This window comes from Sphingobium chlorophenolicum (assembly GCF_000722875.1).
Lineage (GTDB): Bacteria > Pseudomonadota > Alphaproteobacteria > Sphingomonadales > Sphingomonadaceae > Sphingobium > Sphingobium chlorophenolicum.
Genome location: NZ_JFHR01000017.1, coordinates 51,551 through 76,243 on the forward strand (window position 1 = coordinate 51,551; position 24,693 = coordinate 76,243).

Sequence of the window (24,693 nt, forward strand, 5' to 3'; positions counted from 1 at the left end):
AGGGATATTTTGGATCGCAAACCAAGCCTGATCGAACGCCTTCGCGCCAAGGACGCGTTCCTGGTCGGCACCTGGGCGAAGATCGCGTCGCTGGAGACGGTCGAACTGATCGGCCATGCCGGTTTCGACTTCGCCGTGGTGGACATGGAACATGCGCCGCACAGCTTCCAGACGGCCTATCAGGCCATCGCGACGGCGCAGGCGGTCGGGCTTCACGTAATGGCCCGCCTGCCGGACCGGAGCGGCGGCGCAGTACAGAGACTGCTGGACGCGGGCATAGACGGGCTGCTCGTCCCCAGGGTGGAGACGCCCGAAATCGCTGCGGAGGTGACGGCGGCCATGGCCTTTCCTCCGCTGGGATCGCGGGGCATGGGCTATACCTCCCGCGCGGCCCGCTGGGGGCTGGACAGCGCGGCGGACTATCTGGAGCGGGGGCGCAACCATGTCATGCGCGGCGTCCAGATCGAGGACGTCAGCGCGCTGGAGCAGATTGACGGCATATTGGCCGCCCCCGCGCTCAACGCCGTCTTCATCGGCTTCGGCGATCTGGCGCTGAGTTCGGGCCTGCCCGGATCGCACCCGACGCTGCGCGGGCTGGAGGCGAAGGTGCTGGAGGCGGCGAGGGCGAAGGGCGTGCCCTGCGGCACCGCCGTGCAGACGCCGGAGGAAGCAGTGCGCTGCCGCGAGGCGGGCTATTCCTTCGTCATGATCAGCGCCGACACGACCTTGTTCGCCCATGCGGCGCGCAAATTGATGGACGACACGAAAAACGCGTTGGGGCGCTGAAAACGAAGAGGCGAAAATGGTTTCACTATTGGACGAAAATGTCGCGGACCAGGCGGTGGAGGATCGGATTTCCAGCCTGCTGGTCGGCGCGGTCGACATGCATTGCCACAGCGGCCCGTCGGTCATGCCCCGGTCGCTCGACCATATAGAGGCGTTGCAGGATGCGGCGGACGCGGGATTTCGCGCCATGCTGATCAAGGATCATTATTATTCCGCGACGCCGATCACCGAACTGCTGAACCGGTCGCACGGCCATTTGAAGGTGCAGTTGTTTTCGGGCGTCCCGCTCAACAACACGACCGGCGGTTTCAACAAATATGCGGTCGACCACGGCATCGCCCTGGGCGCGAAACTGGTGTGGATGCCCACCTTCGCGTCGAAAAATCATGTAGAGGCGGACCAGAAGCGCAAGAAAGGCTTCCCCCACACCATAAAGCCGCTGCTGCCGCCCGATCCGCTGACCCCGCTGGACGCCAACGGCGCCCTGAAGGACGAGGTGAAGGAGATATTGGACATCATCGCCGAACATGACGTGATCCTGTCGGGCGGCCACCTCCATATCTCCGAAATCTTCCCTGTGTTCGAGGAGGCGGTCAGGCGCGGCGTCAAGCGGTTGCTGGTCAACCACCCGACCTTCATCATCGGCGCGTCGCTGGACGACATCCGCCAACTGGTGGGCATGGGCGCTTATATCGAACATTCGCTCTGCATGTTCATCCAGATGGTCGGCCGCGAACAGGCGATGTTCCCGCCGGAGGAACTGGACGCGCTGATCCGGGCGGGCACGGTGGACCGCACCATATTGGCGTCCGATCTGGGTCAGGTGGGCAATGATCGCCCGGTCGACGGCTTCCGGGGCGTGATCCGCAATTGCATCGGCCTGGGTTATTCGGATGAGGATATCCGCAAGATGATCTCGACCAATGCCCTGCGCCTGCTCGGTCTGGAGGATTGACGGGGTACCGCGCCCGCCCTCAGTTTATCATGGCACGGCCCACCGAGTTACGGTAACGAGCTTCCATCAGGAGGAGCCACTTGCCGGTATCGAAGAAAGCCAACGGAACGATCCGGATGCGCGACGTCGCGGAACGGGCGCAGGTCTCGCGCATGACCGTGTCGCGGGCGCTGAACAGCCCGGAATCCGTGAACGAGACGCTGCGCAACCGCGTGCTGGAGGCGGTGCAGGAACTGGGTTACGTCCACAACCATCTGGCGCGCAGCCTGTCCTCGCGCCGTTCCAACGTCATCGGCCTGGTCCTGCCCAGCCTGGAAAACTCCATCTTCTCCCAGACGGTGAAGGGCATATCGGACGTGCTGCGACCGCTCGGCTATCATCTGATGGTGGCGGAAAGCTCCGACGATCCGGAGGATGAGGAACAGGTCATCGCCGCCTTCCTGGCGCAGCGGGTAGGGGGGCTGATCCTGCATTCGACCAACCATTCGCCCACGGCCGTCCGGATGCTGAAGGCGTCGGACACGCCGGTCGTGGAAAATGGCGATTTCCCGGTCGACCCGGTCGACATGGTGGTCAGCTATTCCAACCGCGCCGCCGCCAAGGCGATGACGCTGCACCTGGCGCGTCTGGGCTATAAGCGGATCGTCTTTGCAGGGCTAGCCGCCAATCCCCGCGCCGCCGAACGGCAACGCGGCTTTCAGGACGCGCTGGCGGAAATCGGGCAGAAGGCGGATCGCAAGCATGCGGTCGCCGTGTCCCGCGGCTTCGGCGGCGGGACGGAGGCGATTTCCTATATAGAGGCGAATGTGCCCGACGCCGACGCGCTGTTCTGCGCGGGCGACGTGCTGGCCGTCGGCGCGCTGCTGGAGTGCGACAGGCGCGGATGGGCCGTGCCGGATCGGCTGGCCATCGCCAGTTTCGACGATCTGGACCTGATGCGCCATGTCAGCCCGGCGATCACCTCGCTGCGCCTGCCGCGCTATGAGATCGGCCGCCGCAGCGCCCAGATGATCCTGGACAGGATCGAGGAACGCACCATGCCGGTCACGACGATCGACCTGGGCTTCGAAATCGTCCAGCGCGCCAGTTCCTAAGCAATTGCCGAAGCAAATTCGGGGCCGATTCGGGTGGAAGACATTCCCCCTCCCGCAAGCGGGAGGGGGACTATGGTCGCCAACCTCCGCCAATGGCCATTTCCCCACCTTCCGATCCTCCCCGCGCAACCCAGCTCCTTCACTCCGCCGCCTGATCCACTTCCGCAAAAGCCTCCCTCGCGATCCGCGTGGAATCCAGCCCGGCCGGTACGCCGCAATAAATGGCGACCTGCAGCAGCGCTTCGCGTATCTCATCCCTCGACAAGCCGTTGGTCAGCGCCGCCTTCACATGCAGCTTCAACTCATGCGGCCGGTTGAGCGCGCTGATCATGCCGATGTTGAGCAGGCTGCGGTCGCGCCGCGACAATCCCTCGCGCCCCCATATCTTGCCCCAGCAATATTCGGTCGACAATTGCTGCATGGGACGGCTGAAATCATCGGCATTGGCGAAGGAGCGTTCGACATAGTCGGCCCCCAGCACTTCCTTGCGCAATGCCAGTCCCCGCTCATATTCTTCCGTGGCCATGACGATCTCCTCTACCGATGATTTGAACCGCTATTCGGGCTTGCCGAAAGACTATGCGGATGCGATACCGGTAACAACAGTAAAAATCGCGGCATAAGCCATATTTTTCAAGGGAGGGATCGAAGATGCGGCTGGACGGGAGGATCGCCATCGTGACCGGCGCGGCGCGGGGCATCGGACGGGCGATCGCGCAGGGACTGGCCGAAGCGGGCGCGCATGTCGCGCTGACCGACGTGCATCGGGATGAAGCCGTCGAAGCGGCGCAGGCCATCGCCGGTGCAGGCGGCCAGGCCGCGCCCTTCGGCCTCGACGTTTCCGATGCGCAGGCGTGCGATGCGCTGGCGGCGCGGCTGGAGCGGGAGATCGGCCCGGTCTCCATCCTGGTGAACAATGCGGGCGTCATCTTCCCCGGCCGCATCGACGATCCGGGCGCGAAGGAAAAATGGGATCGCACGCTGGCGATCAACGTCGGCGGCCCGTTCAACATGTGCCGCGCCTTCTATCCGCAGCTTCGCGCCACCAGGGGGGCTGTGATCAACCTCGCCTCCATCCGCTCCTTCGTCGCCGCGCCCAATGCGGCGGCCTATGCGGCTTCCAAGGGCGCGGTGATGCAGTTGACGCGGGCGCTGGCGGTCGAATGGGGCGGCGACGGGATCAGGGTCAACGCCATCGCTCCGGGCTTCATCGAAACCACGCTGGTGCCGGACCATGAAAAGACGGCGGAACGCGAAGCCGCCATCCTCGCCAGGACGCCGCTGCGCCGCCAGGGCCGGCCGGACGAGATCGCGGGAACGGCGGTCTATCTGGCGTCGGACGCGGCGCGCTATGTGTCGGGGGCTATCATCCCGGTCGACGGCGCCTATCTGGCCGGGTGAGGAGGCTCGGCTTAAAATTCCTCCCCATGCTTGCATGGGGAGGGGGACCGCTCGCGAAGCGAGTGGTGGAGGGGAATTTCGGAGGTCGTGCCCCATTCCCCTCCACCAGCCTTCGACCGTCCCCATCTATCGATGGGGAGGATTAGCAACATCCGCCAACACTCAAACTACCCCCGAATGGCCAGGATCTGATCCTCATAACTCGCCGGATTGATCGCCACATCGATCAGAGCCGGACGACCGCTCGCCAAGGCGTCGGCAAAGGCTCCGGCAAGCCCACTTTCCTCCTCCACCCGACAGGCATGCCAGCCGAAACCGGCGGCGACCTGCGCGAAATCGGTGGGGGAGAAATCCACTCCCGCCGCCGCCAGTTGCCGCCGCCGCTGCTTGGCCCCGATCAACGTCAGGCAGGAATCGTTGAATACCACGACGATGGGCTTCGCCCCGCTCTGGACAGCCGTGCCCAGCTCGCCCAGGCACATCATCGCCCCGCCGTCTCCGGTAAAGGCGATGGTGGTGCGTTCCGGATCGGCCAGGCTGGCGGCAATCGCGGCGGGAATGGCGAAGCCCATGGTCGAAAGCCCCCGCGAGATCAGCGACCGGTTCGGCTCGTCGCACCGCCACATATGCAGCACCGGCAGCATATGCGCGCCCGCGTCAATGGTGATGCGGCTGTCCCCAGGCACCGCTTCCCGCGCCGCGCGAACCAGCGCCGCCGGAGAGATGCCCGAACCCCCGAAAATCTCCGCCGCCGCCCACAGGGCCTCCTTGCGCCGCTCCAGTTCGCCCGGCTCCCATCCGCTGCTGTCCACCGCATCGCGCAGGCTGGCGATGGAAGCGGCTATGTCGCCCACCACCGACAGGCGGGGCGCGAACAGCGGATGCTCAAAAGGATGATTAGTGAGTTCCACCGTCGGAATGGCGCCATATCGCCATGGCTGCGGCGGCCCTTCGACCGGATCGAAGCCATAGAGGATGATGAGGTCGGCGGACCCGATCAACGGCTGCTCCGGCACGCCATTGGCATATAGTCCCAAGCCGAGCGGCGCATTTTCCGACACCACCCCCTTCGCCTTGTAGGTGGCGAGCACGGGACAGCCGGTCGCCGCGACGAAGGCGCGCAAGGCTGCGGCTGCATCGGGAGACCGCGCCTGAAGCCCCGCCAGCAATATCGGCCGCCGGGCCGCAGCGACCAGCCTCTTCGCCTCCGCCAGCGCGGACGGGTCCGGCGCGGGCAGGGCAGGGGCGGGATGGGCCGCAGGCACCGGCCCGGACCGCCCGCGAATGAAGGAACCGGCGACCTCCAGATAGGCAGGCCCCGGCGGATTCCCCATGGCGGCGTCGATCAGCCGGTCCACCTCCGCGATGGGATCGCCGCCCCGCAGGTTGGACGAAGCCCGCAACATCGGCGCCAATATAGCCGTCTGGTCGATCCGTTGATGGCTGATATAGGCCTGATCATCCTCATAACCGTCCGCGATCAGCAGCATCGCCGCCCGGTCCAGATCGGCATAAGCCACGCCATTGGCAACCGCAGCCAGCCCCGGCCCCCGCGTCGTCATCGCCACGCCGGGCGCTCCGGTGATTTCGGCGGTGACGCAGGCCATCATCGCCGCCGCCGTCTCCGTCCGCGTCAGGATGAAGCGCATCCCCTGCTTTTCCGCCGCCGCGATGAAGTCCAGATTGCACTCGCCCCCCGGCACGCCGAAGATGAAGCGCGCCCCCTTTTCCGCGAGGCGGGCGACTATCGCCTCGCTTACCGTTCCAACGGTCATTCTCTTTTCCTTCCGGACGCCTGCCCTGTCAGATCGGCTGTTCCAAAGTGGGCGCGCTGTCCTCCAGCGTCACCCGGCGCATGTCGCGGGGATATTTCTTGTCGTCGAAGCGGGTGCCGCGATGCATGGTGCAGCGATTGTCCCAGATGACGAGGTCGCCGACCGCCCATTGATGCGCATAGACGAACGGCCGCTGGGTCGCGAATTCGGTGAGTTCGCGGATCAACGCCATGGCTTCGGGCCGCGGCCAGCCCTCTATCGCCCCGATATGCGCCGACAGATAAAGCGCAAGCCGCCCGGATTCCTTGTGCAGCCGCACCAGCCGCTGCGGGACCGGCGTGCACCGCTCCACCTCATCTGGACTGAAGGCGTCGAACCCCATCTGCTCGCGCGAATAGATGAGCGAATGATAAGCGACCAGATCCTTGGCGATGGCCTTCAATTCGTCCGGCAGATGGTCCCACGCCACCCGCGTGTCGATATATTCGGTCGCCCCGCCCACCGGCGGAATGACGCGGGCCTGCAGCATCGACCAATAGGCCGGCGTCGGCTTGAAGCTGCTGTCGCTGTGCCACAGCAGATTGCCCAGATTATACATGCGCCGCCGGTCGTCCGCGCCCCAGATCTGCCCGTCCGGACCCAGGTTGGAAATGTCGTTGATCTTCATGTTGGCGATGCGCCGCCGTTCCTGATCGACCAGCGTCGGCGTCTCTTCTATCGCGCCGAATTGTTCGGCGAAGGCGGCCTGTTCGTCGTCGCTCATCATCTGATTGGGGAAGACGACCACGCCATAACGGTCCATCGCGCCCTTGACGGCGGCCTTCTGCTCCGCCGTCAGCGGCCGGCGCAGGTCGATTCCCTCCGCCCGCGCCGCGAAATGCGGATGGGCGGGGGTGCATCGCAGCACATCGTCCCTGTCCATGATGGTCGAATGACTGGACATTCCGTTCTCCTGTCGACTGCCTGGGGCGCCCGCCCCGAAAGCATTTTGGTACCGGTCACAAACCTGTCTCGCACAAATGCCCCGCCGGTTCAAGCGAGAGACAGGCAAAGATATTTAAGCTCCAGATAATCATCCAGCCCGTACCGCGACCCTTCCCGGCCCAGGCCCGATTGCTTGACCCCGCCAAAGGGCGCCACTTCGGTGGAGATGATCCCGGTGTTGATGCCGACGATGCCGGATTCGATCCCCTCCGCCACGCGCCACACGCGGCCGATGTCGCGGGCGTAGAAATAGGCGGCCAAGCCGAATTCGCTGTCATTGGCGAGGGCGATGGCTTCGCCCTCCTCATCGAACTTCACCAGCGGCGCGAGCGGACCGAACGTCTCCTCCTCCAGCACCTGCATGCCCGGCCTGACGTCGCGCAGGACCGTCGGCGCGAAGAAGCGCGGCCCATCCGGGGCAGGGCGGCCGCCGGTCACGACCTGCGCGCCCTTCGCTACGGCATCGTCGATATGGCGCTGCACCTTCGCCACGGCGCGCTCATCGATCAGGGGGCCGATATCCACGCCGGGGCTGGTCCCTTCGCCGACCCGCAGCTTCGCGACGGCGGCAGCCATCTTCCCGACAAAGGCGTCATAAATGCCCGCCTGGACATAGAAACGGTTGGCGCAGATGCAGGTCTGCCCCGCATTGCGATATTTGGACTGGATCGCGCCCGCGACGGCGGCATCCAGATCGGCATCGTCGAACACGATGAAGGGCGCATTGCCGCCCAGTTCCAGGCTCAGCTTCTTGATGCTGCGCGACGCCTGCTCCATCAGCAGCCGCCCGACCGCCGTCGACCCCGTGAAGCTGATCTTGCGGATGACCGGATTGCCCGTCAGCTCGCCCCCGATTTCCGCCGCATCCCCCGTGACGACGTTGAAAAGCCCCTTGGGCACGCCTGCCTCGTCCGTGATTTCCGCTATGGCCAGCGCCGTGAAGGGCGTCAGTTCCGAAGGCTTCAGCACCATGCCGCACCCGGCGGCCAGCGCGGGGGCCAGCTTGCGCGTGATCATTGCGGCTGGGAAATTCCAGGGGGTGATCGCCGCGACGACGCCCACCGGCTGCTTCAGCACCATGATGCGCTTGTCCGCCGCAGGAGCGGGGATGACGTCGCCATAGGCGCGCTTCGCCTCCTCCCCGAACCATTGGAGGAAGGACGCGGCATAGACGATCTCGCCCCGCGCCTCCGCCAGCGGCTTGCCCTGTTCCTGCGTCAGCAGCGCGGCCAGCGCATCGGCCCGCTCCAGCATCAGTGCGGCGGCGCGTTGCAGGATTGCGGCTCTTTCTCCCGCCGGACGTGCCGCCCAGGCGGGCATGGCGGCGGCCGCGGCCGCTATCGCCCGCCGGGCATCCTCCCGCCCCATCGCCGGAACCCGGCCGATGATCGCGCCCGTGGCAGGATTGTCGACCGCAATCCATTCCCCATTGTCGACCCACTCGCCCGCGATGAAACATTGCTCGCGCTTCACTGCCTATTCCTTCGCCCGCATGCCGCCCACATCAATCCTTCAGACTGCCCGGACTCCATTTCTCATACCATGCGCGGGGCGGCACGGTGGTGGGCGTGTCGCCCTTGAACAGGTTGACGAACTCCCGCGTGCGGAAACGCCAGCGCCCGTCCTCGCACAGGACAAGATGGTCGATCTGCTCCGCGATCTGGATCGGCGCATGCGACGGCAGCACCGGCACGCCGTCCCCGGCGAACAGCATCATCACATTGTTCGTGCGGGCAAGGCCGGGTTCGATCAGTTCGGCCCGGAAATTGGCGATGACATGGCGGTTGACCCGCGGCCCCCGGCTCTGCCGCCAGACATAGAATTGATGGATCGCCTCGCGTCCCTTCAGGTTGAAGAAGGTGGCGTCCTCCAGATAATAGTCGCGGGTGTTCAGGCCCCCATTGACGTCCACCTCATGCCAATAGTCCGTGGCGTTGGCGAGCAGTAGCTGGGTCAGCATGATCCTGTCTTGCGCGGTCGTCGCCAAATCCCTCATCCTCTCCTTGGCCGGCGGGCCTTGGGTCACGAAATGCCTCCCGCCCGCTGTCTCACCAGAACATAGAATAGGGAATAACGCCCTGTCCGATCACCTTTGGTTATACTCGCGCCAAAAGACTTATTTTTTCCCGCCATGGGATTTTGCCACCGAAGGCGACAGGTTGAAATGGGCCCGTTCGCGGGACGGGAGAGGAGCGGAAGGTGAATAGTGGACAGCATGACCGGACGCTGGAACGCTGGCTGGACCGGTTTCAGGCCGCGCTCGTCGCTCGCGACAGGGAAGCTGTCCTTGCCCTTTTCGCGCCCGACCCATGCTATTGGCGCGATCTGGTCGCCTTCACCTGGAACATCGCGACGATGGAGGGGCGCGACGCCATAGCCAGGATGCTGGACGCCCAGATGGACGCCGTCCTGCCTTTCGCCGCCAGCCGCGAAGGCGGCGCGGAGGAAAAGGACGGGTTGGTCGAGGGCTGGTTCGATTTCGAAACCGCCGCCGGGCGGGGCAAGGGCCATGTCCGGCTGAAGGACGGCCGCTGCTTCACTCTGCTCACCGCCTTGCAGGAATTGAAGGGCTTCGAGGAACCGGGCGGGTCGCGGCGGCCCGAAGGCGTCGTTCATCGCGCCATGAAGGACAGGGAAACCTGGACGGAGGCGCGGGCCGCCGCCGCCCGGACGCTGGGGACGGAGGTTCAGCCCTATTGCCTGATCGTCGGCGGCAGCCAGGGCGGACTGGCGCTGGGCGCGCGGCTGAAGCGGCTGGGCGTCCCGACCCTTATCATCGACGCGCTGGAAAAGCCGGGGGACGCCTGGCGCAGCCGGTACAAATCGCTCTACCTGCACGATCCGGTCTGGCTGGACCATCTGCCCTATATCCCGTTCCCCGACCATTGGCCGGTCTACACCGCCAAGGACAAGATGGGCGACTGGCTGGAAATGTACGCCAAGGTGCTGGAACTGGACTTCTGGGGCTCCACCCGCTGCATCAAGGTCCATTATGACGCGGCGGCCGGGCGCTGGACCGTGACGGTCGATCGGGCAGGGCGGGAAATGGTGCTGCGCCCCGCGCAGTTGGTGCTGGCCACCGGATTGTCCGGCATCGCCAACAGGCCTGAATTCCCCGGCGCGGACAGCTTTCGCGGTGTGCAGTGCCACAGCAGCGACTATCAGGACGGCTCGGCCTTTGCGGGCAGGAATTGCGTGGTGGTCGGCTCCAACAATTCGGCGCACGACATTTGCGTCGACCTCTGGTCGAACGACGCGAAGGTGACGATGATCCAGCGTTCGCCCACCACCGTGATCAAGGCCAGCGCGCTCCGCCGCATTTCGGAGGAAGGCCCCTATTCCGAAAAGGGGATCGGGGCAGGCATCGACACCGACCGGGCGGATCTGATCTCCGCCTCCATCCCCTTTCGCCTGAAGGAGGCGGTCGACCGGCGCAACTGCGACCGGATTCGCAGGGAGGACGCGGCTTTCTACGAACGGCTGGCGGCATCGGGATTCCAGTTCGATTTCGGGGAGGACGGCACGGCCATAGCGGGCAAATATATGCGGCGCGCTTCGGGCTATTATATCGATGTCGGCGGGTCGGACCTGATCTGCGATGGAGAGATAAAAGTGCGCAGCGGCGTCGGCGTCGCGTCCCTCACGCCGGACGGGCTGGTGCTGACCGACGGCAGCGCATTGCCCGCCGACGCGATCATCTACGCCACCGGCTACGGCCCGATGGATGGTTGGGCGGAGATGCTGATTTCTAGGGAAGTCGCCGAAAAGGTCGGCCGCTGCTGGGGCCTGGGTTCGGACACGGCGATGGACCCTGGCCCCTGGGAAGGCGAACTTCGCAACATGTGGAAACCGACCCGGCAGGAGGGGCTGTGGTTCCACGGCGGCAATCTGGCCCAGTCCCGCTTCCACTCGCTGCATCTGGCGCTGCAACTCAAGGCGCGGATGGAGGGGATGGAAACTCCTGTCCACCAACCCGAAGCCGTAACCAGAGCGCCGCTTCCCGATGACATGATGACGCCCCAGGAGGCATGAGCACGACGCCTAAATTGGCAGCATGGACAAGTTCGGAAATGTCGGGAAATGGCCAGCCCAAGACATTCCCCTCCCGCAGGCGGGAGGGGCTAGGGGTGGGCGCGAGCGTAGCGAGCTTCCGGCTTAACCGTTGCGAAACAGCGCAGATGTCGCGCCAACCCACCCCCTAACCCCCTCCCGCAGGCGGGAGGGGGAATGACGGCTAACCACCCAAACCGGTCAGCCAGCCAGTCCCGCATCCCGCTTCAATCCCGCACCGCCCGCGCAACAACCCGCGCCGGCGACCCGTCCCCGCCCGCAATAGGCAGCGCGCCGAACAGAAATTCCACGCGCTTCCCCGCCAAAACGGCATGTCCCGTCAGATGCTCGCAGATCAATATCCCGTTGGCCAGCAGCGTCCGGTGCACCGGCCAGTCGAAACCCGGCTGCCGCAGATGATAGACCAGATCCGGCGTGGCGAAGTCGCAGGCCAGCATCTTGATCCGCTTCTCCAGCAGCCAGACCGCCGCCTCCGGACTGAAGCTGGGGTGCCGTTCATAGTCCGGCGTGCCGAACCGCGCCGCCCAGCCGGTATCCACCGCCAATATGTCCCCCGCCCGCAGCAGCGGACGGCATCGCTCCAGCTCCGCGACGGAGATGATCTCGTCCGGCCCCTTTTCCACGCGCCAGACGACGCCCGTGCCGCCCAGCCGCTCCGGCGGGATCGACGCCATGTCGGGCGCATCCTCGAAATAATGGAGCGGCGCGTCGACATGCGTCCCGGCATGCGCGACCATGTGGATGTCGGTCACGTTGAACGGATCGTCGGGCAGCGAACGCAGCTTGCCGAAACTGGGCCGGGGAAAGATCGACGCGCAGGGCATGTCCGGCCCGACCGCATGGGTCAGGTCGATCCACGGACCGGCGGGCTGCATCGCGCGGCTTTCAGGCAGATCCAGCCAGCCGATCCAGCCACGCGGCGCCTTGGGGCATTGATCGCACATCGGCTCGTCCTCTTCTGCCTCAGGTCTGGACCTGGAACGGGTCGCGCTCGCTTTCGGACAGGTTGATCATCACATTCTTCGTGGTCAGGAATTCCTTCAACCCCTCTTCGCCGCGCTCGCGCCCGAAACCGCTGTCCTTCACCCCGCCGAAGGGCGTCTGCACCGCCACGGCGCGATAGGTGTTGACCCACACCATGCCGGTGCGCAGCGCGGCGGAAACGCGATGCATGCGGTTCAGGCTCTGCGTCCAGATGCCCGACGCCAGGCCGAAACTCTGGTCGTTGGCGATGGCGATCGCCTCCTCCTCCGTATCGAAGGGGATGATGGACAGCACCGGCCCGAAAATCTCCTCCCGCGCCACGCGCATCTGGTTGTGCACGTCGGCGAAGATGGTGGGCTTCACGAACAGCCCGTCGCGCAGGACGCCCTCCCGCGCCGCTTCCCCGCCGGTGATCAGCCGCGCCCCGTCCTGTCGGGCCGATTCGATGAAGGACAGGATGCGCTCGAACTGGGGCCGGTTCGCCGCCGTGCCCATCTCCGTCGCGGGGTCCAGCGGATCGCCCAGCCGGATATTCGCGGCGCGGCGGGCCAGTTCCTCCACCACCCCCGCATAGACGGACCGCTGCACCAGCAGGCGCGACCCGGCGATGCAGGTCTGCCCCGTCGCCGCGAATATGCCCGCCAGCGCGCCCACGGTCGCCTTGCCCAGATCCGCATCCTCGAAGATGATATTGGGCGACTTCCCGCCCAGTTCCAGGATCACCGGGGTCAGGTTGCGCCCCGCCACCGCCGCGATCTCCCGCCCGCCATGGCTGCTGCCGGTAAAGCTGATCTTGTCCAGCCCGCCGCCTTCCACCAGCGCCCGTCCGGTGCGCACATCGCCGGTGACCACATTGAACACGCCCTTGGGAAAGCCCGCTTCCTCCACCAGCTTCGCGAATTCCAGCGTGGTGACGGACGCATGTTCGGACGGCTTCACCACCACCGTATTGCCTGCCGCCAGCGCCGCCGGCACCTTGTTCGCCAGCAGCGCGATGGGCGAATTCCATGCGGTGATGACGCCGATCACCCCCAGCGGCTCCATCGTCGCATAATCGAAGATGTCCGGTCGATCGACCGGAATGACCTTGCCGAATATCTTGTCGGCATAGCCCGCGAAGAAGCGGAAGACGCGGGCGCAGAACCGCATCTGCGACCCGGTTTCCCGTATCACCTTGCCATTGTCGGTGGATTCCAGCGTCGCCAGCCGGTCGGCGTCCCGCTCGATCAGGTCGGCCAGGCGATGCATCAGCCGCGCCCGCTCCACCCCCGGCACGCCACGCCAGCGCTGCTCGAACGCCTCGCGCGCGGCGCTGACGGCGGCAGAGACATCGGCCGCGCCCGCCTGCGCTATGGTCGCCCATTCATTCTGGTTGAACGGATTGACGGCGGGAAAGCGCTCATTCGCTTCCGGCGACACCCATTCGCCGTCGATATAAAGGTCATAATCCTGCCGCACAGCCAACATCATCCTCCCGCCTTGTAATCCGGTCTTAGCCTGCCGACGCCATGCCCTCCAATATGTTTCCGGCGAACGAGAATAACGCAAGCTTATGGTGTCGCCGCCTCCACCATAAGCAACGCTTCTCCTGAATGCCGTTTGGATATTGGCGTTCCATCGCCTCCCTCCGGATGATTTCGCATGGGAAATGGAGAGGAAGAATGACAATCGGGAAATCGGTCAAGGCTTTGGCCTGCGCATACATGATGCTCTGCGCCATGGCCGCGCAGGCTTCGACGCTGAAGGATATTTGCGGCGGCGAATGCCGCTTCGAACGGGTCGTCACCTGCGGCCAGTTTCTGGAAGGGATCAATTTCGACCGCAACGGTGACATCTGGGCCGTCAGCCTCTTCAACGGAGAGATCGTCAAGGTCGACGGAGGCAAATGCGTCACCCGGATCAAGACGGGCGGCCACCCCAACGGAGCGCGCTTCCACCGGGACGGACGGCTGTTCGTCACCGACAATGCGCGGGGCATATTGGCCTATGACCCGAAATCCGGCGCGCTGACCGTGTTCGCCGACAAGGTGGAGGGCAAGCCTTTCATCGCCAACGACCTCGTCTTCGACGAACAGGGCGGCATCTATGTGACGCTGGCGAACAATTCCAATTATCTCGACCGGGTGGGCCGCGTCGCCTATTTTGCGCCCGGTTCCCAATCGGCCAAAATCCTGGCGGACAATCTGCCCTATCCCAACGGCGTCGCGCTCACCCCCGACGGAAAATTCGTCAATATCGGCCTCTACGGCGCGAAGGCGATCATGACCATGCCCTCGGCCGCCAACCCGCAAAGCAAGCGCGGCCCCTATATATTGGCGCACACCGACGGCGGCATTGGCCCGGACGGCATGACCATGGACGCGGACGGGCGGCTATACTGGGCGGAATTCCTGGCCGGGGCGGTGGGCGTCGCCGATGCGGACGGTTTCGCGCTGGGCTATATGAAATTGCCGAAGGAAGCCGGACGCTGGACGACGAACCTCACCATCCACGACGGCTATCTCTACGTGACGGAGGCGGAAAAGGGAGAGATATGGCGCGCCCCGGTGACGGTGAAATCCGTGCCCTGACAGCTTCGCCCATGTCGGCATGCCATAACGATATGCTGCCCGCCGGCGATTATATTGTATTGAATGTTACCGGTCCATAATGTCCGGCCAACCATAATATCGATGAGGGATGCAGCGTGAACGCAAGGGCTGGCCGGAACGAAGGGCCTTATGATTTCATCGTCGTGGGTGCGGGATCGGCAGGGTGCGCGGTCGCCAACCGCCTGTCGGAAGATGGCCGGGAACGAGTGCTGCTGATCGAGGCGGGCGGCCGCGACAGCGCCATCAGCATCCACATCCCGCTGATGGTCGTGAACCTGCTGAAAGACCCCAACCACACCTGGCCCTTCATCACCGAACCGCAAACCGCGCTCAAGAACCGCACCCAGCTATGGACGCGGGGACGGGTGCTGGGTGGCTCCAGTTCGATCAACGGCAATGTCTATGTCCGGGGCGATCCGGCGGAATTCGACAGTTGGGCCGCGCTCGGCCTGCCCGGCTGGGGCTGGTCCGACATGCTGCCCTATTTCAAGCGGATGGAAAGCTATGCGCAGGGCGATCCGGCCGTGCGCGGCCATGACGGGCCGATTTCCGTCACCAGCCTCAAACATTTCGACGCATTGGCCGACGCCTTTGTCGAGGCGGGCTGCCAGGCCGGCTTCGACTATGTGGAGGATTATAATGACGGCCATTATGAGGGCGCATCCTATCTCCAATATTCGACCCGGCGCGGCTTCCGCTCATCCTCGGCGGTCGGCTATCTGAAACCGGCGCGCAGCCGCCCCAATCTGGACGTGATGGTTGACGCGCTGGTGACTCGCGTGATCATCGAAAACGGCGTCGCCACCGGTGTGGAGGTCCGTCGCGGCAATGAACTGACCCGGATCGACGCCCGCAAGGAAGTGATCCTGTCGGCGGGACCGGTCCAGTCGCCCAAGATCCTTGAACTGTCCGGCATCGGCAACGCATCGATTCTGCGCGAATATGGGATAGAGGTGCTCCGCGACATGCCCACCGTGGGCGAGAATTTGCTGGACCATCCCAATACCCGCCTGACATTCGAATGCACCAAACCGATCACCATCAACGACGCCCTGCAACGCCCGACGGTGAAGGTGAAGGAAGGCCTGAAATTCGCCCTGTTCGGCAAGGGGCTGCTGTCCATCTGCTCGGCGGTGGCGCATATCGTGATGCGCAGTTCCCCCGACGAACCCCGCGCCGACCTGAAACTCCAGCTTCAGCCCTTTTCCGGCAAGGATCGCTATGCCCGCAGGCCGCAGGACGGGCTGGACGCGCATTCGGGCTTCACCGTCGGCGTCATGGGCCTCAGGCCCCGGTCGCGGGGCTGGACGCATATCCAGTCGCCCGACCCCGTCGTCTACCCAAAGATCGACCCCCAATATTGCGACGATCCGCACGATGTCGGCGTGCTGCTGGCGGGCATAAAGGCGGTGCGCAACGTCGCATCCCACCCCGCGATGCAGGCGATGATCGTGCGGGAAACGCGCCCCGGCGACAGCGCCGCCACCGATGCGGAGATCATCGACTATATCCGCGAAACCACCCAGACCACCTGGCATATCGTGGGAAGCTGCAAGGCGGGGACCGATGCGGAAGCCGTGGTCGATCCCCAGTTGCGCGTGCGCGGCGTCGGCCATTTGCGGGTGATCGATTCCTCCATCTTCCCCACCATCCCGTCCTCCAACACCAACGCGCCGACCATCGCCCTGGGGGAACGCGGCGCCGACATCGTGCTGGCGCACTGGCGCAACGACAACCGGGCGGCCGCATGATGCGCATCGAGAGGATAGAGCTTCACGTCACCGAACTGCCGGTCCGTCTGAAACGCACTTTCTCCAGCGGCAGCTACGACACCGGCCCGTCGGACCAGTTGCTGGGCAAGCCGCTGCTGCTCAAGATCCATGCGGAGGGCGTGATCGGCATCGGCCAGATTCGCCCGATCAGCCCCGGCCATTTCGTCGCCGACACGGTGCATAGCGTAATCGGCGCGATCAAGGATATTTACGGCCCGCTCTTGATCGGCAAGCGGGTCTGCGATCTGGAATCCATCGACGGGCTGCTGACGTCGCGGCTGGCGGGCAATCCGGCGGCGCGGGCGCTGATCGACATCGCGCTGCACGACGCCTTCGGCAAGGCGGTGGGCCTGCCGGTTCATGCGCTGATCGGCGGACAAGCCAATGCGGTCATTCCGCTGGAATGGTCCGTCAGCCTCTATGACGACCCGGCACAGATGGTCGCGGACGCCCGCCGCGCCGTCGAGGAATTCGGCATCAAAGTCCTATGCCTGAAAGCGGCCGGGAAGGGCGGCTGGCGAACGGACGTCGCCAATTTCGAACAGGTGCGGGCGGCGGTGGGGCCGGACATCATGATCGGCGTCGACCCCAATACCGGCTGGACGGCGGCGGACACGGTGTCGGCGCTCAACGCCCTGCGCGACATGAATGTCGGCTATTGCGAACAGCCGGTGGAGCGCGCCGACCTGAGGGCGATGGCCGCGATCCGCGCACAAGCGGGCGGCGTCCCGATCATGGCCGACGAAAGCCTGTTCACGCTCCAGGACGCGGCCCGCATCGCCGACGCGGGCGCGGCGGACGTTTTCTGCGTCAAGCTCTACAAGGTCGGCGGCCTCACTCCGGCGCGCAAGATAGCCGCCCTGGGCGAGGCGCACGGCATCGGCATCAATTGCGGAGGCCTGGCGGTAGCATCGCAACTCGAAGCGGCTGCGGCCGCGCATTTCTGCGCCTCGGTCCCGGCGGCGCGGACGTTCGGCGCGGCGGAATTCGTCTTCGGCGTAGGGGTATTGGGCGATGACCCCCTGATCGCGGAAGGCGCCATGGTCATAGAGGATGGCGCGGTGACGGTCCCGACAGGGCCGGGCCTGGGCCTCGCCATCGATGAAGGCGCGCTGCAACGCATGACGCTCCAGAAGTTGGAAGTGACGGGGTAGAGCGGACATCGCCAAATCCTCCCCATCGCAGATGGAGAGGGGGGCCAGCCGAAGGCTGGTGGAGGGGAAAGGGGCACGAGCTGCGCCTCTGCCCATCCCATTCCTACCCCGCCACCGTCTGAAACTCATGCACCGCCCGCCTGACCCGCAAAGGCGTCAAATTCGGCGCGACCGAATGCACGAAGTCCAACAGGAACGACCGCAAATAAGTATTCCGCCGCAGCACGATCTTGATCGTGCTCGACGGCAACAGATGCGAAGCATCCCGCGCCCGAATACCGACATCCCGTTCCGGATCGTAAGTCATCGCGGCCAATATCCCAATCCCCAACCCCATGCCGACATAGGTCTTGCAGACGTCGGCATCGATCCCGCTCATCACGATCTTCGGTTCCAGTCCCGCGTCGGTGAAGGCCTTCATCACCTTCCACCGCCCGCTATAACGCGTATCGTAGGTGATGATCGGATAGCGCGCTATCTCTTCCAGCGTCAGTTCCGGCACGGCCAGAATTGGATGCCCGACCGGCGCGACGATGCAGCGGTGCAGGTCGAAACAGTCCAGCTTCACCAGATTGGGAAAATCCCGCGTCGTTTCCGTCCCGATGGAAAGGTCCGCGTCGCCCGCCTCCACCAGCGCGCAGATTTCCTCCGGATCGCCTTGCTTCAGCACCAGCTTCACGTCGGGATAGCGGGCGACGAACTTCTCCACCACCTTGGGCAGCACATAGCGCGCCTGGGTATGCGTCGTCGCGATGGTGAAGACGCCGCGATTGCCCGAATGCATGTCCTCCTTCAGCGATTTCAATGCGGCGACATCGGTCGCGATCCGCTGCGCGATGGAAAAGACGACGCGGCCCGGCTCCGTCAGGTCGATGATACGGTTGCGGGTGCGCATGAAGATTTCGAAACCCAGTTCCTGCTCCAGCAACTGGATCTGCCGGCTCACCCCCGGCTGGGACGTGTTAAGGGCGTCCGCGGCGGCCGAGAGATGATTATTATGCCGCACGATTTCAACGACATAGCGGAGCTGTTGCAGCTTCATCCGGCCATCCTCACCATAAATTTTTGATATGGCAGAATGCTATAATATTCCGTGCGCGCATAAAGCAATCCCCTAAAAGTGGCTGGCATGACATCAGCGGGGCAATTTTGTGACCGGTATCGGCACGCCCGCCGGGAGGGATGGGCCAGGAGGGATGGGAATGCCGGAACAGCAACAATCCGAATATGACGTGATCGTCGTGGGCGGCGGCAACGCCGCGCTCTGCGCCGCGCTCTGCGCCGCCAACGAAGGGAGCCGCGTCCTCCTGCTGGAACGCTCCCCCATCGAGGAGCGGGGCGGCAATTCCGCCTATACGGACGGGCTGATGCGCACCGTTTACGACAGCGCCGACGACATCCGCGCCTATTGCCCGGACCTGACGGACGAGGAAGTGGCGGTCAGCGACTTCGGCACTTACACTGAGGAACAGTTTTTCGACGATATGGGCGAAATCACCCAATATCGCACCGATCCCGACCTGTGCGAGATATTGGTGAAGCGCAGCCGCGAAACCATCCTGTGGATGCGCGACCAGGGCGTCCGCTTCTTCCCCAATTTCGGGCGGCAGGCCTATCGCGTGAACGGCCGCTTCAAATTCTGGGGCGGCGCGACCATCGCGGTGGCCAGCGGCGGCCCCGGCCTGGTCGATGCGCTGTATAATGCGGCGGAAAAGCGCGGCGTGGAAATCCGCTACAATAGCTGGGTGCGCGACCTGCTGCGCGACGAAGGCGGTGTTTCCGGCGTCACCCTGATCAACGACCGGGGTCATGCCGAAACCGTCCAGGCCGGGGCCGTCGTGCTGGCCTGCGGCGGGTTCGAGGCGAATGCCGAATGGCGCGCCCGCTATCTGGGGCCGGGCTGGGACTTGGCGAAGGTTCGCGGCTCGCGCTTCAACACCGGCGACGGCCTGTCCATGGCGCTGGCCGCGGGCGCGCAACCCTATGGCCACTGGTCGGGTTGTCACGCCGTATCATGGGAACGCAACGCACAGGATTTCGGCGATCTCGCGCTGACACCGCAATATCAGCGCCACTCCTATCCGCTCTGCATCATGGTCAATCGCGACGGAAAACGCTTCGTCGACGAAGGCGCCGATTTCCGTAACTATACCTACGCCAAATATGGCCAGGCAGTATTGCAGCAGCCGGGCCAACTGGCATGGCAAGTCTATGATTCCAAGGTCAACCATTTGCTCCGCGACGAATATCGCACCCGCCAGGTCACCAAGGTTGTCGCCCAATCCATCGAAGAACTGGCTGACAAGATCGGGGAGATCGACAAGGACCAATTCCTGGCCACCGTGCGGGAATTCAATGCATCGGTGAAAGCGGACATGCCGTTCGACCCGAATATCAAGGACGGCCGCGCCGCATCCAGCAATGGCGTCATCCGCAGCAACTGGGCCAACAGCATCGATACCCCCCCGTTCGAGGCCTATGCCGTCACCTGCGGCGTCACCTTCACCTTCGGCGGCGTAAAAATCTCGACCGAGGGCGAAGTCATCGACACCAACGGCCACGCCATAGCCGGCCTGTTCGCGGCCGGAGAGATGGTCGGCGGCATATTCTACTTCAACTATCCCGGCGCAAGCGGCCTGACCAGCGGAGCGGTCTTCGGCCGCCTCGCGGGCGGCAGCGCCGCCGCCTACGCCAAAACCGCGTCACGAAAGCCCGCCCTGTCCGTCGCCTGACCCCTTATCGAAGAAAGCTCCTCCATGAACGCACCCGCCAAATTCGTCGTCCCCGGCGCGACCCGCGACATCGCCGATTTCGCCGCCAACCTGCAATATGGGGACATTCCCGACGACCTGATCCTGAACGCCAAGCAATGCATCCGCGACAGCCTGGGCTGCGGCGCGTTCGGCGCGCCGACGCCCTGGGTGCAGGCCGTGGTCCGCACCGTCAACCTTCTCGGCCAGAAACCGACCGCCAGCGCCTGGGGCATGAAGGTGAAGGCCGATCCGCTCGGCGCCGCCTTCATCAACGGCACGGCGGCGCAGGGCTATGAGCTGGACGACTGCCACGACCAGTCCATGTCGCATTATGGCGCAGGCGTCATCCCCGCCGTTATCGCCTGTTCGGAGGGGGCGTTCGGCGCCTTCACCGGCAAAGACATGATCCGCGCCACCGTCGCGGGCTATGAACTGGGCACCCGCATCGGCAACACCGTCAGCCCGTCGGCCTTCCATCGCGGCTTCCACCCCTGTGGCCTCACCAGCACCTTCGGTTCGGCGGCCGCCATCGCCAAGCTGCTGGACCTCGACACCGACCAATATGTGAGCGCCCTGGGCCTGGCGGGCAGCCAGGCGGCGGGCCTGATGGCCGCGCAATTCGGCGCGATGGCCAAGCGCTTCCATTCCGGCAAGGCATCGCAGAACGGCATCATCGCCGCGCTTTGCGCCCGCGAAGGCCTGACCGGCGTACGCGACGTGCTGGAAGCGCCATATGGCGGTTTCTGCTCCACTTACTCCTCCGACTATGATCTGAAATTCGCGACCGAAGGCCTGGGGACCGACTGGGAGATGCGGCACAACGGCTTCAAGCGCTATTCCTCGCTCGCCAGCAGCCAAACCACGGTCGACGCCCTGCGCGCCATCCGCGAAAAGGCGGGCATCAGGGGCGAGGATGTGGAAAAGGTCCGCGTCGGCACGACGGAAATGGTCTACGTCCATTGCGGCTGGCCCTATGTCCCCAATGGCGAGACGATCGGCGCGCAGATGAACCTGCCCTATACCGGCGCGGTGACGCTGCTGGAGGGCAACGCCTTCATCGACCAATATACGGACGAGAAGCTGGTCGACCCCAGGATCATCGACCTCGCCAACCGGATCGAGGTGTTTGTCGACCCCGAACTCGACGCCCGCGAAAAGCACCAGATGCGCGCCGTCCGCGTCACCGTGACGATGAAGGACGGGGCCGAGCATTTCCACGAACAGACTTATCGCAGCGGCCACTGGCGCAATCCCATGTCGGAAGAGGCGCTGAAGGAGAAGTTCCGCGACCTCGCCGGACGCCAACTGACGGCGGACGCCGTGGCCCAGATCGAACGGATCATCGACAATCTGGAAAATGAGGAAGCGCCCGCCATCGCCCTTGGCGCCGCGTTGCAACAGGTCCGCTGACATGACATTATCGCAGACATTCGGCGAATTTGCCGCCAATTTCCCTTCGTCCGACATGCCGCCCGAAGTGCGGGAAGCGGCGCGCTGGCACATGATCGATGCCATCGGCGTTTCCCTCGCCGGGGCCAATCCCAAGGAGGAAAGCGGCGCGGCCTTCGGTCGTCTCGCGGCGCAATGGAGTGGAGGGAAGGGCGCATCCCTCTTCGGCTTCGACGGGCGGGCCCGCGCCGAACTGGCGGCGCTGGTCAACGGATCGCTGGCCCAGGCGCTGGAGATGGACGACAAGCATGGTTCCTCGCTCGCCCGTCCCGGATCGACCGTCGTGCCGGCCGTGCTGGCCGCGGCCGAGGCGGAGGGGCTTTCCCTCGCGGAGGCGATCGACGCCGCCGTCGTCGGCTATGAGGTGATGATCCGGCTGGGCTTCGTGGCGGGCGACCGCTTCCTGGAGCGCGGCTATCATACCAGTTCGCTGATCGGCTCCTTCGGCGTGGCGGCGGCCATCGGGCGGCTGCGCGGCGCGACGCCGGGCCAGATCGCGGACGCCATGGGCATAGCGGGCACCTTCGCCTCCGGCATCCAGGAATCGACCCGCACCGGATCGACATCGAAGATATTGCACGGCGGCTGGGGCGCGCATGCGGGCATGTTGGCCATCGACCTAGCCATGGCGGGCATCACCGGTCCCGACACGGTGTTCGAAGGGAAGTTCGGCTTCTTCGAGACGCACCTGACCCCGATCAGCGGCCAGCTCGACTTCGCCCGCGCCGCCGAGGGGCTGGGCACGCGCTGGTACCTGCCGGAAACCGCCTACAAGCCCTATCCCTGCTGCCAATTGCTGCACGCCTTCATCGAGGCGTCGAAGCAGGTGCTGGCCGATTTCGCCCGCGACGGCGTGACCGTGGCGGATATCGAAAGCGTGCATTGCCAGCTTGCGGAGCCGGGCCTGACGCTCGTCACCGAGCCCCGCGACCGCAAGAAAGCGCCGAAAACCCCGCATGAGGGCCGGTTCAGCCTTTTCTTCGGCGTTGCAGCCGCGCTGGTCGACGGCGATGTCGGGCTGGAAACCTTCCTGCCGGAACGTCTGGACGATAATCGCATCCTGACCCTCGCGCAGAAGATCGAAGCGTCGGTCGATCCGGAATCCGACTATCCCGCCCATTGCCCGGCGCGCCTGACCGTGCAGGCGGGTGGGCGCAGCTATTTCAAGCATGTGCCCTACCATCCCGGATCGCCGGAAGCGGCCCTGTCCCGCGCCGACGTGCTCGCGAAGTTCGAGCGCAACACGCGCTGGCATTTCGGCGACGGGGCCGTTTCGGTGGCGCAGGCCATGGGCGAAGCGCCCGAAACGGAGTCGCTGTCGGACATGCTGCGCCATATCCGTCCCCTCGAAACGCTGCGACAGGCGTCATGAGCGTCGCGCAGTTCGACCGGCTGTTCATCGGCGGCGAATGGGTCGCCCCGCATGCGGCGGGCCGGATCGCAAGCATCGATCCTTCCACCGAACATGTCTGGGCGGAGGTCGCCGCCGCCGATGCGGCCGACGTCGACGATGCGGTCTCCGCCGCCCGCGCCGCCATGGCGGGCCGCTGGGGCCGCACCGCGCCCACCGAACGCGGCGCGCTGATCGCCAGATTCGCGGACCTGATCCGCCGCGACGCCGCCCGGCTGGCCGAGATAGAGAGCCGCGACAATGGCAAGCCGCTGCGCGACACGCTGGGCGAGGTGCAACGGGCAGCGGACTGGCTGACCTTCTTCGCCGGGGCGGCGGACAAGGTGAATGGGGAACAGATACCCTACCGCCCCGATGCGCTGGCCTATACAAGGCTGGAACCCGTCGGCGTGGTGGCGGCGATCCTGCCATGGAATTCCCCCATTTCGCTCGCTTCGTGGAAGCTGGGGCCGGGCCTTGCCGCGGGCAACGCCATGATCCTGAAACCCGCCGAACAGACCCCGGCCAGCATGCTCGCTTTGGCGGCGCTGGTCGAGGAGGCGGGCTTCCCGGCGGGCGTCGTCAACGTCCTGCCCGGCGACGGCGCAGTGGGCGCGGCGCTCTCCGCCCATCCGGGCGTCGCAAAGGTCAGCTTCACCGGATCGCATGAAACCGCGATCCGCATCATGCGGAGCGCCAGCGCGAACCTGAAACGCTGCTCCTTCGAATGCGGCGGTAAATCCCCCTTCATCGTCTTCGCCGACGCCGATTTCGACAAGGCGCTGTCGGTCGCGACGCACAGCGCCTTCCGCTCCACAGGCCAGTCCTGCTCCATGGCCTCCCGCATTTTCGTGGAGCGGCCGCTCTACGAACGGTTCGCGGCCGGACTGGCGGAGCGGGCGCAGCGGATACGCCCCGGCCTGCCCTTCGATCCGAAGACCCATATCGGCCCCCAGACATCCGCCGAACAGCGCGACAAGACGGAAGGCTACATCGCACTGGGCGTTGAAAGCGGCGCTCGGCTGCTGGCGGGGGGAGGGCGTCCGGAGGGCCTTCCCAACGGCTATTTCGTCCAGCCAACCGTCTTCGCCGACGCCGACAACCGCTCCCGCCTGGCGCAGGAGGAGATATTCGGCCCCGTCACCGCCGTGATGCCCTTCGATGGGGAGGAAGAGGCGATCGCCCTCGCCAACGACACGCGCTACGGGCTGGTCGGCGGTTTGTGGACAAGGGACGTGTCACGCGCCCATCGCGTCGCCGCCCGGATCGAAAGCGGCCTCGTGTCTGTCAACACCTTCCGCCCCGTGCATTTCATGCTGCCCTATGGCGGCTACAAGATGAGCGGGATCGGGCGGGAGAACGGTTTCGACGCGATGCGCGAATATATGGAGACCAAGACGGTGGTGGTCGACCTGTCCGACGCGATCCCGCCCGATCCCTTCGCATAGACATTATTTGCCGATTGCATGGCATGCAGGCGTGGAAAGGCGGCCGTCCCCCGTTTAACCTGTCGGGATTGACGACAGGGGAAATC

20 protein-coding genes are annotated in these 24,693 nt (G+C 65.1%); 12 read left to right on the plus strand and 8 right to left on the minus strand.

Going from position 1 to position 24,693, the window contains the following annotated elements; genetic code table 11:
• Positions 1-9 precede the first annotated feature (9 nt).
• The 3 genes from BV95_RS09290 (at position 10) to BV95_RS09300 (ending at position 2,835) form a co-directional block, all read left to right on the plus strand.
• Complete coding sequence (locus tag BV95_RS09290) at positions 10-786, plus strand: HpcH/HpaI aldolase family protein (RefSeq protein ID WP_051749678.1); 777 nt, start codon at positions 10-12, stop codon at positions 784-786.
• Positions 787-802: 16 nt separating this feature from the next.
• Positions 803-1,741 (plus strand): DUF6282 family protein, encoded by a 939-nt coding sequence (locus BV95_RS09295; RefSeq protein ID WP_051749679.1) that lies wholly within the window; start codon positions 803-805, stop codon positions 1,739-1,741.
• Between the two features lie 116 nt (positions 1,742-1,857).
• Positions 1,858-2,835, plus strand: a complete 978-nt coding sequence (locus BV95_RS09300) for a LacI family DNA-binding transcriptional regulator (protein ID WP_037450469.1) — start codon at positions 1,858-1,860, stop codon at positions 2,833-2,835.
• 139 nt (positions 2,836-2,974) lie between these two features.
• Here BV95_RS09300 and BV95_RS09305 read toward each other — a convergent pair whose 3' ends face one another.
• On the minus strand, positions 2,975-3,361 hold the full coding sequence (locus tag BV95_RS09305) for a carboxymuconolactone decarboxylase family protein (protein ID WP_037450472.1): 387 nt from the start codon (positions 3,359-3,361) through the stop codon (positions 2,975-2,977).
• A 125-nt stretch (positions 3,362-3,486) separates the two neighbouring features.
• Here BV95_RS09305 and BV95_RS09310 point away from each other — a divergent pair, with 125 nt between their 5' ends.
• Positions 3,487-4,236, plus strand: coding sequence for an SDR family NAD(P)-dependent oxidoreductase (locus tag BV95_RS09310; RefSeq protein WP_037450475.1), 750 nt, complete (start codon positions 3,487-3,489; stop codon positions 4,234-4,236).
• Positions 4,237-4,403: 167 nt separating this feature from the next.
• Here the strand turns inward: BV95_RS09310 and BV95_RS09315 are convergent, their stop codons facing one another.
• The 4 genes from BV95_RS09315 to BV95_RS09330 all read right to left on the minus strand — a co-directional run bounded on the left by BV95_RS09315 (position 4,404) and on the right by BV95_RS09330 (position 8,991).
• Complete coding sequence (locus BV95_RS09315) at positions 4,404-6,011, minus strand: thiamine pyrophosphate-binding protein (RefSeq protein ID WP_037450480.1); 1,608 nt, start codon at positions 6,009-6,011, stop codon at positions 4,404-4,406.
• A 28-nt stretch (positions 6,012-6,039) separates the two neighbouring features.
• Positions 6,040-6,954, minus strand: coding sequence for a TauD/TfdA dioxygenase family protein (locus BV95_RS09320; RefSeq protein WP_202901554.1), 915 nt, complete (start codon positions 6,952-6,954; stop codon positions 6,040-6,042).
• A gap of 89 nt (positions 6,955-7,043) precedes the next feature.
• On the minus strand, positions 7,044-8,468 hold the full coding sequence (locus tag BV95_RS09325; RefSeq protein ID WP_037450482.1) for an NAD-dependent succinate-semialdehyde dehydrogenase: 1,425 nt from the start codon (positions 8,466-8,468) through the stop codon (positions 7,044-7,046).
• A gap of 31 nt (positions 8,469-8,499) precedes the next feature.
• Entirely contained in the window at positions 8,500-8,991 is a 492-nt protein-coding gene (locus BV95_RS09330; RefSeq protein WP_051749681.1) for a nuclear transport factor 2 family protein, read from the minus strand.
• Positions 8,992-9,194: 203 nt separating this feature from the next.
• Here BV95_RS09330 and BV95_RS09335 point away from each other — a divergent pair, with 203 nt between their 5' ends.
• Positions 9,195-11,027 (plus strand): NAD(P)/FAD-dependent oxidoreductase, encoded by a 1,833-nt coding sequence (locus BV95_RS09335; protein WP_037450493.1) that lies wholly within the window; start codon positions 9,195-9,197, stop codon positions 11,025-11,027.
• A gap of 245 nt (positions 11,028-11,272) precedes the next feature.
• Here BV95_RS09335 and BV95_RS09340 read toward each other — a convergent pair whose 3' ends face one another.
• Positions 11,273-12,010, minus strand: coding sequence for a cyclase family protein (locus BV95_RS09340; RefSeq protein WP_037450496.1), 738 nt, complete (start codon positions 12,008-12,010; stop codon positions 11,273-11,275).
• Between the two features lie 19 nt (positions 12,011-12,029).
• On the minus strand, positions 12,030-13,520 hold the full coding sequence (locus BV95_RS09345; protein ID WP_037450499.1) for an aldehyde dehydrogenase: 1,491 nt from the start codon (positions 13,518-13,520) through the stop codon (positions 12,030-12,032).
• A gap of 191 nt (positions 13,521-13,711) precedes the next feature.
• Here BV95_RS09345 and BV95_RS09355 point away from each other — a divergent pair, with 191 nt between their 5' ends.
• The 3 genes from BV95_RS09355 to BV95_RS22690 all read left to right on the plus strand — a co-directional run bounded on the left by BV95_RS09355 (position 13,712) and on the right by BV95_RS22690 (position 17,567).
• Positions 13,712-14,620 (plus strand): SMP-30/gluconolactonase/LRE family protein, encoded by a 909-nt coding sequence (locus BV95_RS09355; protein ID WP_162179737.1) that lies wholly within the window; start codon positions 13,712-13,714, stop codon positions 14,618-14,620.
• Positions 14,621-14,736: 116 nt separating this feature from the next.
• A complete protein-coding gene (locus BV95_RS09360) occupies positions 14,737-16,392 on the plus strand; it encodes a GMC family oxidoreductase (protein ID WP_037450506.1) in 1,656 nt (551 codons plus the stop codon).
• Positions 16,389-17,567, plus strand: a complete 1,179-nt coding sequence (locus BV95_RS22690; RefSeq protein WP_051749683.1) for a mandelate racemase/muconate lactonizing enzyme family protein — start codon at positions 16,389-16,391, stop codon at positions 17,565-17,567. Before BV95_RS09360 ends, BV95_RS22690 begins: the two co-directional genes overlap by 4 nt.
• A gap of 103 nt (positions 17,568-17,670) precedes the next feature.
• Here the strand turns inward: BV95_RS22690 and BV95_RS09370 are convergent, their stop codons facing one another.
• Positions 17,671-18,609 carry a LysR substrate-binding domain-containing protein gene (locus tag BV95_RS09370; protein ID WP_037450508.1) on the minus strand — a complete coding sequence of 313 codons (939 nt, stop codon included), beginning with the start codon at positions 18,607-18,609 and terminating at the stop codon, positions 17,671-17,673.
• Between the two features lie 160 nt (positions 18,610-18,769).
• Between BV95_RS09370 and tcuA the strand changes: the two genes are divergently transcribed.
• From tcuA to BV95_RS09390, 4 genes are read left to right on the plus strand one after another with little or no spacing between them, the layout of a single operon-like run.
• Positions 18,770-20,299 carry an FAD-dependent tricarballylate dehydrogenase TcuA gene (gene tcuA, locus BV95_RS09375; RefSeq protein WP_037450510.1) on the plus strand — a complete coding sequence of 510 codons (1,530 nt, stop codon included), beginning with the start codon at positions 18,770-18,772 and terminating at the stop codon, positions 20,297-20,299.
• Between the two features lie 24 nt (positions 20,300-20,323).
• Positions 20,324-21,730, plus strand: a complete 1,407-nt coding sequence (locus tag BV95_RS09380) for an MmgE/PrpD family protein (RefSeq protein WP_013849857.1) — start codon at positions 20,324-20,326, stop codon at positions 21,728-21,730.
• 1 nt (position 21,731) lies between these two features.
• A complete protein-coding gene (locus BV95_RS22695) occupies positions 21,732-23,141 on the plus strand; it encodes an MmgE/PrpD family protein (protein ID WP_162179738.1) in 1,410 nt (469 codons plus the stop codon).
• A complete protein-coding gene (locus BV95_RS09390; protein WP_037450513.1) occupies positions 23,138-24,607 on the plus strand; it encodes an aldehyde dehydrogenase family protein in 1,470 nt (489 codons plus the stop codon). The genes BV95_RS22695 and BV95_RS09390 overlap by 4 nt, the downstream gene beginning before the upstream one ends.
• Positions 24,608-24,693: the final 86 nt, after the last annotated feature.